The organism is Kribbella sp. NPDC051586 (genome assembly GCF_044453965.1).
Taxonomy (GTDB): Bacteria; Actinomycetota; Actinomycetes; order Propionibacteriales; family Kribbellaceae; genus Kribbella.
This window is the reverse complement of the sequence record NZ_JBITDF010000001.1, coordinates 1,368,047-1,382,606: the sequence shown is the minus strand read 5'-3', so window position 1 is coordinate 1,382,606 and position 14,560 is coordinate 1,368,047. Positions and strand designations below refer to the sequence as shown.

14 protein-coding genes are annotated in these 14,560 nt (G+C 68.9%); 8 read left to right on the top strand and 6 right to left on the bottom strand.

The window, feature by feature from the left end; all coding sequences use genetic code 11:
• Positions 1 to 6: 6 nt before the first annotated feature.
• Together ACIA58_RS06875 and ACIA58_RS06870 are read right to left on the bottom strand one after the other, a co-directional pair.
• A complete protein-coding gene (locus ACIA58_RS06875; protein ID WP_396402631.1) occupies positions 7 to 2,073 on the bottom strand; it encodes a DUF4328 domain-containing protein in 2,067 nt (688 codons plus the stop codon).
• A 243-nt stretch (positions 2,074 to 2,316) separates the two neighbouring features.
• Positions 2,317 to 3,042, bottom strand: coding sequence for a DUF4328 domain-containing protein (locus ACIA58_RS06870; RefSeq protein ID WP_396402630.1), 726 nt, complete (start codon positions 3,040 to 3,042; stop codon positions 2,317 to 2,319).
• 109 nt (positions 3,043 to 3,151) lie between these two features.
• On the opposite strand from ACIA58_RS06870, the gene ACIA58_RS06865 reads away from it, so the two are divergent.
• Together ACIA58_RS06865 and ACIA58_RS06860 are read left to right on the top strand one after the other, a co-directional pair.
• Positions 3,152 to 3,625, top strand: a complete 474-nt coding sequence (locus ACIA58_RS06865) for a methylated-DNA--[protein]-cysteine S-methyltransferase (protein ID WP_396402629.1) — start codon at positions 3,152 to 3,154, stop codon at positions 3,623 to 3,625.
• 125 nt (positions 3,626 to 3,750) lie between these two features.
• Positions 3,751 to 4,062 (top strand): hypothetical protein, encoded by a 312-nt coding sequence (locus ACIA58_RS06860; RefSeq protein WP_396402628.1) that lies wholly within the window; start codon positions 3,751 to 3,753, stop codon positions 4,060 to 4,062.
• Between the two features lie 73 nt (positions 4,063 to 4,135).
• Here ACIA58_RS06860 and ACIA58_RS06855 read toward each other — a convergent pair whose 3' ends face one another.
• Entirely contained in the window at positions 4,136 to 5,029 is an 894-nt protein-coding gene (locus ACIA58_RS06855; protein ID WP_396402627.1) for a hypothetical protein, read from the bottom strand.
• A 405-nt stretch (positions 5,030 to 5,434) separates the two neighbouring features.
• Here ACIA58_RS06855 and ACIA58_RS06850 point away from each other — a divergent pair, with 405 nt between their 5' ends.
• The 4 genes from ACIA58_RS06850 to ACIA58_RS06835 all read left to right on the top strand — a co-directional run bounded on the left by ACIA58_RS06850 (position 5,435) and on the right by ACIA58_RS06835 (position 8,885).
• Positions 5,435 to 5,977, top strand: coding sequence for a peptidylprolyl isomerase (locus tag ACIA58_RS06850; RefSeq protein WP_396402626.1), 543 nt, complete (start codon positions 5,435 to 5,437; stop codon positions 5,975 to 5,977).
• 62 nt (positions 5,978 to 6,039) lie between these two features.
• Positions 6,040 to 6,783: a rhomboid family intramembrane serine protease gene (locus tag ACIA58_RS06845; RefSeq protein ID WP_396402625.1), complete on the top strand. Its 744-nt coding sequence runs from the start codon at positions 6,040 to 6,042 to the stop codon at positions 6,781 to 6,783.
• A 426-nt stretch (positions 6,784 to 7,209) separates the two neighbouring features.
• Positions 7,210 to 8,163 (top strand): ABC transporter ATP-binding protein, encoded by a 954-nt coding sequence (locus tag ACIA58_RS06840; protein ID WP_396402624.1) that lies wholly within the window; start codon positions 7,210 to 7,212, stop codon positions 8,161 to 8,163.
• On the top strand, positions 8,160 to 8,885 hold the full coding sequence (locus ACIA58_RS06835) for an ABC transporter permease (protein ID WP_396402623.1): 726 nt from the start codon (positions 8,160 to 8,162) through the stop codon (positions 8,883 to 8,885). Before ACIA58_RS06840 ends, ACIA58_RS06835 begins: the two co-directional genes overlap by 4 nt.
• Positions 8,886 to 8,889: 4 nt before the next feature.
• Here the strand turns inward: ACIA58_RS06835 and ACIA58_RS06830 are convergent, their stop codons facing one another.
• The 3 genes from ACIA58_RS06830 to ACIA58_RS06820 are packed head-to-tail and all read right to left on the bottom strand — an operon-like array spanning position 8,890 to position 12,234.
• The gene (locus ACIA58_RS06830; protein ID WP_396402622.1) at positions 8,890 to 9,894 is read right to left on the bottom strand and encodes an S-adenosylmethionine:tRNA ribosyltransferase-isomerase; all 1,005 of its coding nucleotides are present in this window, start codon (positions 9,892 to 9,894) and stop codon (positions 8,890 to 8,892) included.
• Positions 9,891 to 10,610, bottom strand: a complete 720-nt coding sequence (locus ACIA58_RS06825; RefSeq protein ID WP_396402621.1) for an SDR family NAD(P)-dependent oxidoreductase — start codon at positions 10,608 to 10,610, stop codon at positions 9,891 to 9,893. The genes ACIA58_RS06830 and ACIA58_RS06825 overlap by 4 nt, the downstream gene beginning before the upstream one ends.
• A 40-nt stretch (positions 10,611 to 10,650) precedes the next feature.
• Positions 10,651 to 12,234 (bottom strand): FAD-binding oxidoreductase, encoded by a 1,584-nt coding sequence (locus ACIA58_RS06820; protein ID WP_396402620.1) that lies wholly within the window; start codon positions 12,232 to 12,234, stop codon positions 10,651 to 10,653.
• Positions 12,235 to 12,352: 118 nt separating this feature from the next.
• Between ACIA58_RS06820 and ACIA58_RS06815 the strand changes: the two genes are divergently transcribed.
• Together ACIA58_RS06815 and ACIA58_RS06810 are read left to right on the top strand one after the other, a co-directional pair.
• Positions 12,353 to 12,973 carry a TetR/AcrR family transcriptional regulator gene (locus ACIA58_RS06815; protein ID WP_396402619.1) on the top strand — a complete coding sequence of 207 codons (621 nt, stop codon included), beginning with the start codon at positions 12,353 to 12,355 and terminating at the stop codon, positions 12,971 to 12,973.
• Complete coding sequence (locus tag ACIA58_RS06810; protein WP_396402618.1) at positions 12,970 to 14,544, top strand: glycerol-3-phosphate dehydrogenase/oxidase; 1,575 nt, start codon at positions 12,970 to 12,972, stop codon at positions 14,542 to 14,544. Before ACIA58_RS06815 ends, ACIA58_RS06810 begins: the two co-directional genes overlap by 4 nt.
• Positions 14,545 to 14,560 lie beyond the last annotated feature (16 nt).

Here is a 14,560-nt window from a genome sequence, read left to right as displayed (position 1 = left end):
ATTTGATCAGACCCAGCGGCCGCGGCGCGGCTGGGTCCGCGGGGCGGTCGGCTGCTCGGGGTCGGCCGGCTGCTCCTCGTACGCGTACGGCGACTGCTGCTGGTACTCGGTCTGCTCCGGCTCCGGCGAGTACTGCGAACCGTACGACTCCGAGGCGTAGTTCGGGCTGTAGGTCTCGTACGACTCCGTGCTCGTGTACTCCGAGCCGGTGTTGCTGTTGTAGGCGTCGTACTCGTAGTTGCTCGAGCTGTAGCTGGTGCTGCCGTACTCCGAGCCGGTGTTGTTGCTGTACGGCGAGTAGTCCGAGCTGTACGACGTCTCGTAGCTCGTGTACTCCTCGTTGTTCGACGAGTAGGTCGGCTCGGGGCCGTACGACGGGACCGGTGGGAGCGGCTTCGACGGCGTCAGGAAGTCGTCCGGCTCCTGGTAGGCCTGGTTGCTCGGGGCCGGCTCGTAGTACCCGGAGGACGCCGACACGTGCGACGACGGCTGCGAGTGCTCCGACTGGCCGTAGACGCTGTGGTCGGAGTACGCCGAGTAGGTGTGCTCGGACTCCGCCGCGTGGGTGGAGTGGTTGTCGACGGCCGGCTGGATCGCCGAGGGGCTGTCGACCGCGACCCGAGCGGCCCGGCGTCCGGCGCGCGCAACTGGCGCGGGCTCAGGCTCGGGTGCGGTCTGCGCCTCCACTGTGGAGGACGTGTAGTCGGTCTCGTACGAGTACGGCTCGGAGTAGCGCGCCGCCCACGGCTCCTCCGGCTGCTGCGGCTCCGGCTGGTACGCGTACGGGTCCGGCTGGACGACGGTCATCGGCGCGGCCTCGTCGAGCCAGCTGCTCGTCGTGCTCGTCGTGCCGAGCGCGTCGTCGGTGCTGCGGTAGTCGCTCCAGGACGACGCCGACTCGAACGTCGTCTCGGCGGCCGGCTTCTCGTCCCGCCAGGACTCGATCGGGCTGAACTGCTCGGTCGCGGGACCGGCGTTGTCGTCCTGCCAGCTCTCCGCCACCGGAGCGAACGGGCTCCACTTCGGCGACTCTTCGATCACCGGATCACCGGCGAACGCGGCCGGTGCGGCGGCGCCGTCACCCGGGAAGCCCTGCGGCTCGGCCGGGGCCGGAGCGAACGGGCTCGGGGCCTGCGCTGCGGCCGGTGCGAACGGGCTGCCTGCCGGCGCCTGGGGACCGCCGGCCATCTGCAGCTGCGGTTGCGGCTCGCGGATCAGACCCATCGAGGGCGACGCGGCGATCGGCTCGGAGATCGCGGGCTGCTCGTCGGTGTCGTCGTTCGCGTACGACGGGACCTGGGTCACCTCGTACGACGGGACGGCGCTCAGCTTCGGCGCCTGGTCCCACCACGGCAGCCACGTGCGGGTGGTCTGCATGTGGTTGATCTTGCGGATCACCATCGTCGCGGCGACCGCCGACACCGCGGTCAGTACGAGCGACGCCGTACCGGCCAGGGCGATCCCGCGGAGCGAACCGACGGTCGCTTCCATCCACATCAGGAACCGGCGGACCACCACGTCGAACGCGAGAGCGCCGATCCAGGCCACCCACCACACCGACGTGAGGGGCGGAGTCCTGAACCGGCGCAGGTCGTCGGTGTAGACGGGCGTCTTCGGATCGCTGGCGAGCCAGACGTCGTCGACGATCTGCTTGGGGTACCAGAGGTTCGGTCCGGGGCAGAACCAGCTCGCCAGCACCCAGCCATGGCTGCGGCGGTGGTCGGCCTGGCAGAACACCTCGGAGTTGACCCGGGCCCGCCAGAGCCAGATGACGAAGACGACCGCGGCGGCGACCGAGATGATCACGTTCGGGATCGCGGTGACCTTGGCGATGGCGTCGGCGCGGTTGAGATCCGCGTCGTCGACGTTCGGCATGCCGCCGAGGTAGCGGTGGACGACGGAGTACGTGTTCCAGTCCGACCAGGTGGACAGCAGATGAGTGACCGTTGACGCCCCCAGCAGTCCGATGGCGATCTTCCCGACCGTCCCGACCTGCTGGAACTCCTCAGCCGCGTGCGGCTGCCACTCTTCCTCGTCCTCGACAGCAGTCAATAATGCCTGCGGGTGGCTCACGTCTCGCGTCCCTCGCGTCGCTGGAACTCCGTCGTCTGTTCGGCGCTTCGGCCAGGTCCTGCCCCCGCATGACCGAGCCACATTGATACCACGAAGTAGGTACGCCAAGGGAGTCGGCCCCAGCACGGAGGGTGTCGACTTAACGTGTTCTTTTCGTACGCCCATCACCATTGGTAACGAGGCATTGGACGGCGCGTGACGGTATCGATACTTTTCCCACCCCACCGCCCCGGTGAGGTTGGTTTACCGCGCAGGAGGTTGGTAGCCGTTGCGCGGTGTCCCGACCGACCACCACGGCACCCACGGACGCATGCTCTGGAGCTCGTCGATCCGCTGGATCAGGATCACCGCGAGGACGGCCGCGCCGGTGGTGAACAGCGCCGAGACGGAGGACAGTATGACGTTCGTGCGCAGGTCTCCCAGCTGCGACGCGCCGGCGAGAACGCCTCTTTGCACGATGTTTCCGGTGACCAGTCCGATCACCCAGGTCAGCCACCAGGCCCAGACGAGCTGGGTGCCCGGGATCTCCTTGAGCGAAGCAGTGTGCGGATCGGTCCGCGGATCGCTGGCGGCGACGATGTCGTCGACGACCTGCTTGGGGTACCAGAGGTTCACCACCGGGACGAGCCAGCAGCCGAGCACCCAGCCGCGGGTGAGGCGGTGCTCGCCGCGGCAGAACATCTCGGCGTTCCACCGGACCCGCCAGAGCCAGACGATGAACACCACGGCGGCCGCGAACAACGCGAGCGCGGAGATAATGCCGAGCGAGCCGGAGATCAGGTCGGCCTGGTCGAGTTTGTCCGGGTCGGCGCCGTACACCTTGAGCGTGCGGTACGAGAACCAGTCCGACCATGCGGTCGCCCATGCGGTGACCGTGACCAGTCCGATCAGGATCGACGCGCCCACACCCATCGGCCGCTCGGAACTGAACCACCGGTCCAGCGGTACCTGTGACGCCCGGCTCGGCATGGATCACACATAGCACAACACCGCGTGACCGGGCGAGAACATCCGGTCGTCATCGGTCGGTGGCGCATTTCCGCGAGAAAGTGTCGGTGGCCGGCGGGAGGATGGTGACATGCGCTGGTCCGTGATCGATTCGCCCATCGGCGATCTGACCCTGGCGGTCGACGACACCGGGCTGTGCCGGCTGCACTTCGGCGCGGCCGACCGTCCGGTCGAGACCGACCCGTTGCTGACCGAGGCCGCCGAGCAGCTGAAGGCGTACTTCGCCGGCGAGCTCCAGGAGTTCACGCTGCCGCTGTCCGTCCGCGGCGGCTCCGAGTTCGAACGCGCGGTCTGGACCCAGCTGACCCGGATCCCGTACGGCGAGATGCAGACCTACGGCGACGTCGCGAAGATCGTCGGCGATGTGGGCGCGGCCCGGGCCGTCGGCACTGCCTGCAACCGCAACCCGATCGCGATCGTCATGCCCTGCCACCGGGTCGTCGGCGCGGGCGGCAAGATGGTCGGCTTCGGCGGCGGCATCCCGACCAAGCGGCACCTGCTCGAGCTCGAGGCGCGCGTCACGCTCGAGACACTCTGGACCTGACCGCCAGACCTGACGAAGATCTGACACTCGATCGGGGTCGATCGGGGCGCGGTGACAGCGCCGGGGCACTACCGTTTGAAGCGAGTGATTCAGGCGTCCTCCCACCTGCCCTGGAAGACATACAAATGAACAATGACCGCACCACTGACCACCTCCACCCCGACCTCAGTGCCCTGATGGACAAGAGCGCCGAGGAATGGTCGGCCCCCGAGATCCAGGACGCCGCCCGCGCGGCGCTCAAGACGCACGCACCCGACCGCGAGCCGATGACCTGGATCAGGCGCTTCAAGGTCGTTCCCTGGTTGCACCGCAACGACGCGGTCTGCCTCAGCTGCGGCGGCACCTACCCGTGCATCACCCATCGGTACGCCACCCAGTTGCTGTCCGCCGGCCGCTACACGATCACCAAGCCCGACGCGGAGCCACAGCCGAACTGACCGCAGAAGCATCCGCGGACAAACGAAGGTCCCGCACCCTGCTGGGTGCGGGACCTTCGCCGTTGCGGTGACGTCAGGAGTCGGTGGGCTTGGACTCGCTGGAGCCCGTCGACTTCCTGGTGGTGGTCTTCTTCGCGGCGCCGTTCGACGCGGCCTTCACGTCGTCCTTGGCCTCTTCTGCCTTGGTCTCCGGCTTGGCCTCGGCCTTGGGAGCATCCTGCTTCGGGGCTTGCGGCTTGGCGTCGGTCTTGCCGTTCGGCGTCTCCGTCTTGCCGTTCGCCGACGTCGCGGAGGACGTTGACGATGTGGACGACGCCGACGACGACGCTGCCGTGTCGGCCGGGCGGGACGTCGCCGAACCGGCCGGGGCGGAGCTGTAGTCGCGGCCACTGGTCGGCGTGGACTGCCAGGCCGGCTCCGGCGGGGTCAGCAGCTTCTTCACCGCTGCCGCGGCGAGCGCGCCGAACCCGAGGAACAGCATCACGTTGCGGAGCTTGTGGCTCTTCTTCGGCACCTCGAGCTCGCCCTTCAGCGCGGCCTTGGTGGCCTTGCCTCGGCGGGCGGTCTCCTCGACGACGGGCTCTGCGGCCGCGGCGAGGGTCGCCAAGGCGGCGGTCACCTTCGGCAGTAGGTCGTCGTTGAGCCGCTCACGGGCCTTCTCGGCCGCGTGCTCGGTGGCGGGGCCGACCTTGGCGAGCGCGTCGTCGAGCGCCGGACCTGCCTTCTCGACCGCCTGGTGCGCCAGGTGCGCGCCCCGCTCGACGGCCTTCTCGGCGTACGGCGACACCTTCTCCCGTGCGGTGCCCACGGCGGGTCCGAGGTGGTCACGGACCTGACCCACAGTGGGTCCGAGGTGCTCACGGACCTGACCCACGGCCGGTCCGAGCTTCTCCGACGCCGACTCGGCGAGTGGCCGGACCCGGTCCTTCGCGACCTCGACCCGGCCCTTGGACTTCCTCAAACCCACGGTTCCCTCCTCGGTGCCATCCGCCCCAGCGGACAGCTCTCCCGCCCATCGGCGACATGGGCTCTTTCCGGTTACGTCTCTGGACAAATCCGGCTGCATCTGCATCGTACGACGTCCAGACCTGATTACCCGGTGCCCCTACCCCACGGTCTCCACACATATCCGCCCCAAGCCCCATCCGCTTCTGCCCGTCTCAGGGGCCAACCCCTCGGATTGCCGGTTGCGGACCGAGAATCTGCTTCCGCAACCGGCGATCTCGGGGGTTGACCCCTCAGACGGCCACGTCGGGCTGCGGGCGGTTGGGCAGGGTACGGCGGGGGGTCCGCGGCTGGTCGATAGCGTTCTTCTTGATCCCGCATGACAGGATCGAGGGCGTAAGCCGTTATCCGACTAGGAGTGACTCCCGTGGCCGAAGAGCTGTACGCAACCCTGCAGACGAACAAGGGCGACGTCGTCATCAGGTTGTTCCCGAACCACGCGCCGGCGACGGTGAGCAACTTCGTCGGCCTGGCCGACGGCAGCAAGGAGTGGACCGACCCGGAGACCGGGCAGCCCACCAACAAGCCGTTCTACGACGGCCTCACCTTCCACCGGGTGATCGACGGATTCATGATCCAGGGCGGTTGCCCGCTCGGCACCGGCACCGGCACGCCGGGGTACCAGTTCGACGACGAGATCCACCCGGAGCTCCAGTTCGACCGTCCGTACCTGCTCGCGATGGCCAACGCCGGCATCCAGTTCGGCCACGGCACGAACGGCTCGCAGTTCTTCGTCACCGTGGTGCCGACCCCGCACCTGAACCGCAAGCACACGATCTTCGGTGAGGTCGCCGACGACGAGTCGAAGAAGGTCGTCGACGCGATCGCCACCGCCGACACCGCGCCGGGCGACCGGCCGCGCGAGCCGATCGTCATCAACAAGGTCGTCGTCGAGCGCAAGAACGCCTGACTGAATCTTCCCGCGGGGCCGGCACGCCACCGGCCCCCGCCTCCCACGAAGGACGCACCCGCGTGACCGACACCGTCTGCTACCGGCACCCGGATCGGCCCGCCGGGGTGCGCTGCCAGCGCTGTGACCGGCCGATCTGCCCGTCCTGCATGAACAGCGCCGCCGTCGGCTTCCAGTGCCCGAACTGCTTCAACGAGGGGATCCGCTCGGTTCCGCGGACCCGGACCTCCCTCGGCGGCCTCCAGCGCGCCAACCACCAGATCGTCACGTACACGATCCTGGCGCTCAACGTGCTGGTGTTCATCGCCGTACACGTCGGCAGCCCGCGGATCCTGCAGGACCTGGTGATGGTGCCGGTGCTGACCGAGAGCGAGCCGTGGCGGCTGCTCACGTCGGCCTTCACCCACGTGCAGATCTTCCACATCTTCTCGAACCTGTTCATGCTCTGGCAGCTCGGTCCGCCGCTGGAGCAGATGCTCGGCCGGCTCCGGTTCACGATCCTGTACGTGCTGTCCGCGCTCGGCGGCAGCATCGCGGTCTGGCTGCTCGCGGCCCCGGGCTCGGCCACCCTCGGCGCATCCGGCGCGGTCCTCGGCCTGGTCGGCGCCCTCCTGGTGATCAGCCGCGCCCGCGGGCTCGATATCACCTGGATCATCATGTACGTCGGAGTCACCGCCGTACTGTCCTTCGTCATCCCCAACGTCTCCTGGCAAGGCCACCTCGGCGGCTTCATCGTCGGTGCGGCGCTCGCCTGGATCTTCCTCCAACTCTCCAATCACAAGCGCCGCAACAGACAAGCCGCTTAAACGGCCTAGCCCACAATTTTGGCTCAGTTGGATCAAAGCAGATGACAAGCGGGAGCAACTACTCGTCTAATCAGGTGACGTCCCGACGGGGGACCGACTGGTTAGGACATCTGGATATGAGCCCACGTGCGGTGGACAAGCGAGCGCGGCCTGGGAACGAGCGGCATCCGGTCGGCCGGGCGGCGGAAGCGCCGAGCTGGATCAGTTCGCTCGATGCGGCCGAGCATGAAACTCCCAGGTCGGCCAAGGAGCGTCGGGCGGCTGAAAAGGCGATTGCCACCCGCTCGCGCTGAACGAGGGTCGATTCCGCGCGGTTGGTGGAATCATGGACGGTATGAACGCCATGTCGACAGGACCGTTGACGGTCACGATGATGGCGGTCGCCGGCGGGTCGGCGTGGCTGGTGGTCGGCCGCCCGAAACGCCCTTGAGCGAGTCGCGGCCGAGCGCGCCGGCGTTGTCGGCCGATCGGCTGAGCAAGCGTTTCGGCGATCGCGTCGCCTTCGAGGACGTCTCGTTCGAGATCGGGTACGGCGAGGTCTTCGGATTCCTCGGCCCGAACGGCGCCGGCAAGACCACGACCGTGCGCACGCTGGGCACCCTCCTCACGCCGACCTCCGGCTCGGCCACCGTCGCCGGACTCCCACTCACGCCGGACAACGGCGTGGAGATCCGCCGGCAGATCTCGATCATGCCGGAGTCACCCGGGCTGTACCTCCGCCTGACCGTCCTCGAGAACTTGCGCTGCTTCGCCGACCTGTACGAGGTGCCCGCAGCCTCCGAGCGCATCGACCAGGTACTGCGCGCCGTACGCCTCACTGATCGGACCAACGATGCCTGCGGGGCCTTGTCGAAGGGCCTTCGGCAACGCGTCGCACTGGCCCGCGCGCTGCTCAACGATCCTCGGGTCCTCTTCCTGGACGAGCCGACCTCCGGACTCGATCCAGTTGCCGCCCGCGAGGTCCACGACCTGATCGACGAACTCCGGCAGCGTGGCGTCACGATCTTCCTCACCACCCACCGCCTCGACGAGGCCGAACGCCTCTGCGACCGCGTCGCCATCCTCAACACCACCTTGCGCACCATCGGCCGACCCGACCAGTTGCGCGACCAGCTCTTCGCCCGCACTCTCACCGTCCGAACCGCGGTCCCGCTCACCGCACCCGACCACGTCTTCGGAAGCGTCACCGGTGTCAGCAGTTGGCACGAGGACACCCCATCCACCTACGTGCTGACCGTGGCCGATCCGGAGCTGACAGCGCCGGATGTCACGCGGGCGCTGGTGCAGGCCGACGCCGACGTCTTGTCGATCAGCCCGTCGCACCATTCGCTCGAAGACGTCTACCTGGAGCTCGTCGACGTACCGGCAGGGCAGTCATGACAGTCAACCCCAGACTGGTCCGCGCCATCGTCACCAAGGAACTGCGCGAGTTCCGGCGGAACCGGTCCATGGTCGTTGGGATGGCCATCATTCCGCTGATCTTCTCCGTGCAGCCTCTGATCACCGTCTTCGCGCTGTCGTCATCGGCCTCGGAGCCGCTGCGACACGAACACGTGCTGCTGTACATGCTCGGCATCCCGGCCCTCGTCCCGTCCCTGGTCGCCTCGTACTCGGTGGTCGGCGAGCGCGGGCAGGGCACGCTCGAGCCGCTGCTGACCACGCCGATCCGCCGCGAGGAACTGCTGCTCGGCAAGGCACTCGCCACATTCGTCCCCGCGGGCATCGTCGCGTACGCCGTCTTCGCGCTGTTCCTGATCTGCGTCGAGCTCTTCGCTCAGCCTGGTGTGGCGGCAGCGCTCATCCGCCCGTCCGACGTGGTCGCCCAGGTGGTGTTCACGCCACTGCTGGCCGGCTGGTCGATCTGGGTCGCCATATTCATCTCCACGCGATCCAACGACATCCGCGTGGCGCAGCAACTCTCCACCGTGGCCAGCCTGCCGTCCGTGGCGCTGGCGATCCTGATCGCCCTCAACGTCATCGAAGTGTCCCTGCTGACCGGAGTAGTCGCGGCAGTAGTTCTGCTTGCGCTCAACCGCATCGGCTGGCGCGTCGCGTCAGCGGTGTTCGACCGCGAGCGTCTGATCATCGGGACGAAGGCATGACCCATCAGCCCCGCAGCAGCAGGGCGCTGTCCCCGAACTCGTGCCAGAGGTAGTTCTCCTGTACTGCGGCGTCGTACGCGCGCTGCACCAGTTCAGTACCGGCAACAGATTCCAGCAGAAGCAGATGCGACGCCTCAGGCGCGTGCCAGCCGGTGATGAGCCCGTCTACTACGTGCGGCGGCCGGTCCGGGCTGAGAACCAAGTCAGTCCAGCCGTGGGTGGGGTTGACCGAGCCGTCGTACGCGGACTCGATGGCTCGGACAGCAGTGGTGCCTACGGCGATGACGCGTCCGCCGTTCGCCTTGACCCAGTTGACCAAACGAGCCGTGTGCGCGGGTACGTCGTACCGCTCGGGCTGGGGCGCCTCGTGGCTCTCCAGTGAGGACACACCGCAGTGCAGCAGGATCGGCGCGATCAGTACGCCCTGCGACGCCAGATGGCTCACCAGCTCGAAGCTGAACGGCCTTGCCGCGCTTGGCATCTCCGCACTGCCCGGCTCGCGCGCAAAGACAGTCTGGTACGCCGCCAACGGCCAGCGCCTGCCGATGTAGTTGTAGGTGATCGGACGCCCGTGCCGCTGCAGATACCCGAGTACGTCAGGCACCGGTGGCCTGGCGATCCACAGGCGATTGCTCTCCGGCTCGTACGGCGCCAGCAAGGTCAGCACGCCTTCCGGCAGCTTCACCTGGTCGCCCGGCGTACCGTCGAACTTCGGTGCACTGCCGTTCCGCAGCTCGACCACCCAGGTGCCGTCGTCGAGCGCCGTCGAGAAGTGCACGGTGACCGCTGGACCGTCGACCGCCGCGGGCAGTGTGCCGGAAGTGTTGACCAGCAACAGGTCTCCGGGCCGCAGGTGCTCTCCGATCCGGTCGAAGCGGGTGTGCGAGATGGTCGACCCCTCCGCGACCAGCAGCTTCACCTCGTCCCGGCGCAGGCCCCGGGCCTCCGGTGGTTCGCCGGCGTTCAGCGCGTCCGGGAGGACGAACCTGGTGTGTGGGTGCACTTTCACGACGTCACCGCCGGCGCGAACTCGGCCGCGCGGTACCGGCCACTGGCGGGCCGGCTGTCCAGCAGCTTCAGGAACGCAGGTACTGCGGTCGCCGGCTCAGGCCGGTCCGAGATGTCTTCGCCCGGGAACGCGTCCTGGTGCATCGCCGTCCGCAGATCACCCGGATCGACCGCATACACAGACAGCGTGGGGTGCTCGGCCGCCAGTACTCGCGTCGCGTGGTCGAGTGCGGCCTTGGCCGATCCATAGCCGCCCCAGGTCTCGTAAGCCTCCACTGCGGCGTCGGAACTGATGTTGATCAGTACGCCGGACGCCGCGGTGAGTGCGGGCAGCAGCGCCTGCGTCAGCGCGATCGGTGCGAGTACGTCGACCTCGTAGACGCGACGCAGTTCGTCGAGGTCTGCCGCCTCGAGCGCCTGCAACGGGCTCGGGCCGAGGTAGCTGGCGTTGTTGACGAGCAGGTCGAGCCGACCGAGTTGATTCACCACGTCGACCAGATCGAACCTGTGCTCGGGATCGGTCACGTCGCCGGCGAGCGGGACGACGTCGGTGCGGTTGGCGAGGGCATCGGCCGCGTCCTTCAGCGGACCGGCGCCGCGGGCGTCGATCACCAGCGTCCAGCCGCGGTCGGCCAGCCCGTGGGCCAGCGCGAGCCCGAGTCCGGCGGACGCACCGGTGATCAGCGCGACAGGACGGTTCGAGGTATCAGGAGTCATGTCGACACCGTCATACCTCAAGCAAACTTGAAGTCAAGCGTCAGATCAGGATGCCCGGGTTGAGGACGCCGTCGGGGTCGAGGGTGTGCTTGACGGCCTGCAGGGCTTCGACCGCGAGCGATCCGATCTCCGAGTGGTACGCCGTCCGATGGTCGGTGCCGACGCCGTGGTGGTGGGAGATCGTGCCGCCGGCGTCGGCGATCGCCTGGTTGGCGGCGTACTTCGCGGTCCGCCATTGCTCGACCGGGTCGGCGGCTTGTGCGCAGATCACCGTGAAGTAGAGCGAGGCGCCGGTTTCGTACACGTGGGAGATGTGGCAGAGGACCAACGGCGGTGTCGTGCTCAATGCGCCCACGAGTGCTTCGGTGACTGCGGTCTTCAGTGCGGGGATGCGGGACCAGAAGGCCGCTGTCTCGAGGGTCTCGACGAGGGCGCCTTCGTCGAGGAGCGGATCGCGGAGGTACGGCGCGCGGTAGCGCCCGGTGCGCCAGGTCTCACCAGGGCCTTCGCCGAGGTTCTGCCCGCCGGCTGCCGTCAGGGCGTCCGCGGTCGCGGGGTTGTACGGGCCGTCGAAGCCGATGATCGCGAGGACGCCGCCGGATCCGCCGCCGAGGACGTCCGGGTCGGCGAGGTTCACCGCGGTCTCCACCTCGTCGGACAAGCGCAGCACGGTCGGGAGCGGTCCGTCCTGCGCGAGGCGTCGTACCGCGGTCAGACCGGCGTCGAAGCTGTCGAACCGCCAGCCCTCGAAGTGGCGCTCGGTCGGGCGGGGGCGAATCCGCACGACGACCGACGTGATGATGCCGAAGGCGCCTTCGGAGCCGAGGACGAGCTGGCGGAGATCGGGCCCGGCCGCGGACATCGGCGCTCGGCCGAGCTCGATGGTGCCGCGGGGCGTGGCGAGGGTCAGGCCGACGACCATCTGGTCGAAACGGCCGTACCCCGCCGAGGACTGTCCGCTGGAGCGCGCGGCCGCGTAGCCGCCGATCGAGGCGCCTTCGTAGGACTGCGGGAAGTGGCCGAGGGTGTACCCGCGCTCGGCGAGCAGGCGCTCTGCCGCGGGTCCGCGTACTCCTGCCTGCAGGGTGGCGGTCCGGGACACCTCGTCGAGCTCGACCAGCTGATCCAGCCGGAGCAGGTCCACGGTGATGAAACGGCCGGACGGAGCGAGGCCGCCGACGACGGAGGTGCCGCCCGAGTACGGCACGACGGCGAGGCTGACGAAAGCACAGCCGGCGAGCAGGGCGGCCACCTCGTCGTGCGTGCCTGGGTAGACGACCGCGTCCGGCATGTCCGAGGCGTCGCCGGCCCGGAACCGCAGCAGATCCGTCGTCGAATACCCCCGCGTGTGCGCCCAGCGAGAGTCCAAGTCGGACTTCACGTGCTCAGAGCCCACGATCGACGTAAGGAAGGCCAACTGCGGACCGGTCAACTCGGGCCGATCCACAGCACTTGGTCTCGACGCGGCGGCCGGAGCGGCTGCGCCGTCTGGCTCAGCGGGCGGGCGGTGGACGCCCAGTTGCTTCAGGGCCTCGAGGGCTGCGGTGGGCAGTTCGACTACCTGGGCGGGGTCGCCCCAGCGGCCGGGCGTGAGTTGTGCCACCGGGAGGTCTGATTCGGTCACGGGTGGCTCCCTTTCGGCGGTCGTGCGGGGTAGCGTCCAGGGGAGGTGGAACCCCCTGGCTCCCACCTCCCCTGGACAGTTCCGGGATGCCCGAGTCGCTGATACACTCTGACATGTGATGTCTCAGCGTAGCAGCGAATCAGAGCAGGAGACCAGCACCCGTCCCACGCCCGCGAATGCGATCGGCGAGGAACGGATCCTGGATGCGGCCTACGAGCTGTTGCTGGCGATCGGGATGCGCCGGATGACGATGGCCGACATCGCCCGGCACGCGGAGGTCTCCCGCGCGACCCTGTACCGCCGCTGGCCCAACGTGCAGGCCGTCGTCGCCGCGCTGATGACGCGCGAGTGGACGATCGCGCTGGTGTCCGCGTTCCAGCCGGACGCCGCCGACGGCCGGGCCCGCCTGGTCGAGGGCGTGGTCGAGGTCGTCGCCAAGACCCGGGTCCACCCGTTGATGCGCAAGATCATCGAGCTCGACCCCGAGTTCCTCACGCCGTACCTGCTCGAGCGCCGCGGCAGCAGCACGGTCGCGCATCTCGCGCTGGTCGAGGAGGGGATCCGCCAGGGGCAGGCCGACGACTCGATCCGCGACGGCGACCCGGTGTGGCTGGCCCGGCAGATCATCCTCGTCTCACTGGCATCCGCGGTGTCCGGGCCGGTGATGGCGGAGAAGGACGAGTACACGAAGCTCGACGAGGAGCTGCGGATGATGCTGACCAGGTATTTGACCCCATGATCGACCGGGGCGGTGGGGCGGGGAAGGCATTCAGCACCGTGGGCAACGCGAGTCTCAACGCGGCCCGGCGGTCCCGCGAGCTCGACTGGCTCGGTGCGACGGGGCAGGTCGACGTGCTCGTCGTCGGCGGTGGGGTCACCGGTGCCGGCGTTGCGCTGGACGCGGCCGCCCGCGGACTCACGGTTGCCCTGGTGGAGAAGCACGACCTGGCCTTCGGGACCAGCCGCTGGAGCTCCAAGCTGGTGCACGGCGGCCTGCGCTACCTGGCCTCGGGCCACGTCGGGATCGCGTACGAGAGCGCGGTCGAGCGCGGCATCCTGATGAAGACGACGGCGCCGCACCTGGTGCACCCGATCCCGCAGATCGCGCCGTGGTTGCCGCAGGCAAAGTTCGCGCAGGCCGCGATGCTGCGGTCGGCGTTCCTCGGCGGCGACGTCCTGCGGACCTTCGCGCGGACCAGCGACGACTACCTGCCCCACTCCCGCCGGGTCAGCTCGGCCGAGATCCTGCGGTACGCGCCGACGCTCAGACCCGAGGGGATGCGCGGCGGCTTCCTGACCTGGGACGGCCAGCTGTACGACGACGCCCGGCTGGTGGTCGCGATCGCCCGGACCGCGGCGCAGTACGGCGCTCGCATCCTGACCAGGGTCGCCGCCACCGAGGTGACCGGGCGCGGCGCCGTCCTGGTCGACCAACTGACCGGCGACCGACTCACGGTGGACGCCCGGACGGTCATCAACGCGGCCGGGATCTGGGCCGATCAAGTTGCCTCCGGCATCAAACTCCGGCCGAGCCGCGGCACCCACCTGGTCCTGCCGCAGTCCGTCTTCGGCGGCCTGTCCGCCGTGCTCACCGTGCCCGTGCCGGGCGAGCTCCGCCGGGTGGTGATGGCGATCCCGGCGCCCGACGACCGGGTGTACGTCGGCCTCACCGACGAGGACGCGCCCGGCCCGGTGAACGACGTACCGCACGCGACCGAGGCCGAGATCGACTTCCTGCTCAACACGATCAGCTCCGCGGTCCAGCAGCCGGTGACGCGGGCGGACCTGCTCGGCACGTACGCCGGGCTGCGGCCGCTGCTCGACACCGGCCACCACAAGGGCGAGGACAAGACCGCGGACATCTCCCGGCGGCACGCGGTGATCACCAGTCCGGACGGCGTGGTGACGATCGTCGGCGGGAAGCTGACGACGTACCGCCGGATGGCGCAGGACGTCCTCGACAAGGCGCTCGCGCAGTCGCACCTCGAGGTGCGGCGCCATTGCGAGACGCACCGGATCCCGCTCGTCGGGGCAGCCGACCGCGTGCGGCTGGCCGCGGTCCGGGCCCCGGCGCGGTTCGTGCAGCGGTACGGCGTCGAAGCACCGCAGGTGATCGCCGGCCCGCCCGAGTTGCAGCGGCCGATCGCGCCAGGCTTGCGCACGACGTACGCCGAGCTGCAGTTCGCCGTCCGGCACGAGGGCGCGCTCACCGAGGACGACGTACTCGACCGGCGGACGCGGATCGGGTTGTCCGCTGTGGACCGGGAGCTCGCGTTGCCCGCCGTACGGGAGACTTTCGCCGCCGTGTGAGTTGGGCGTGGGGTTA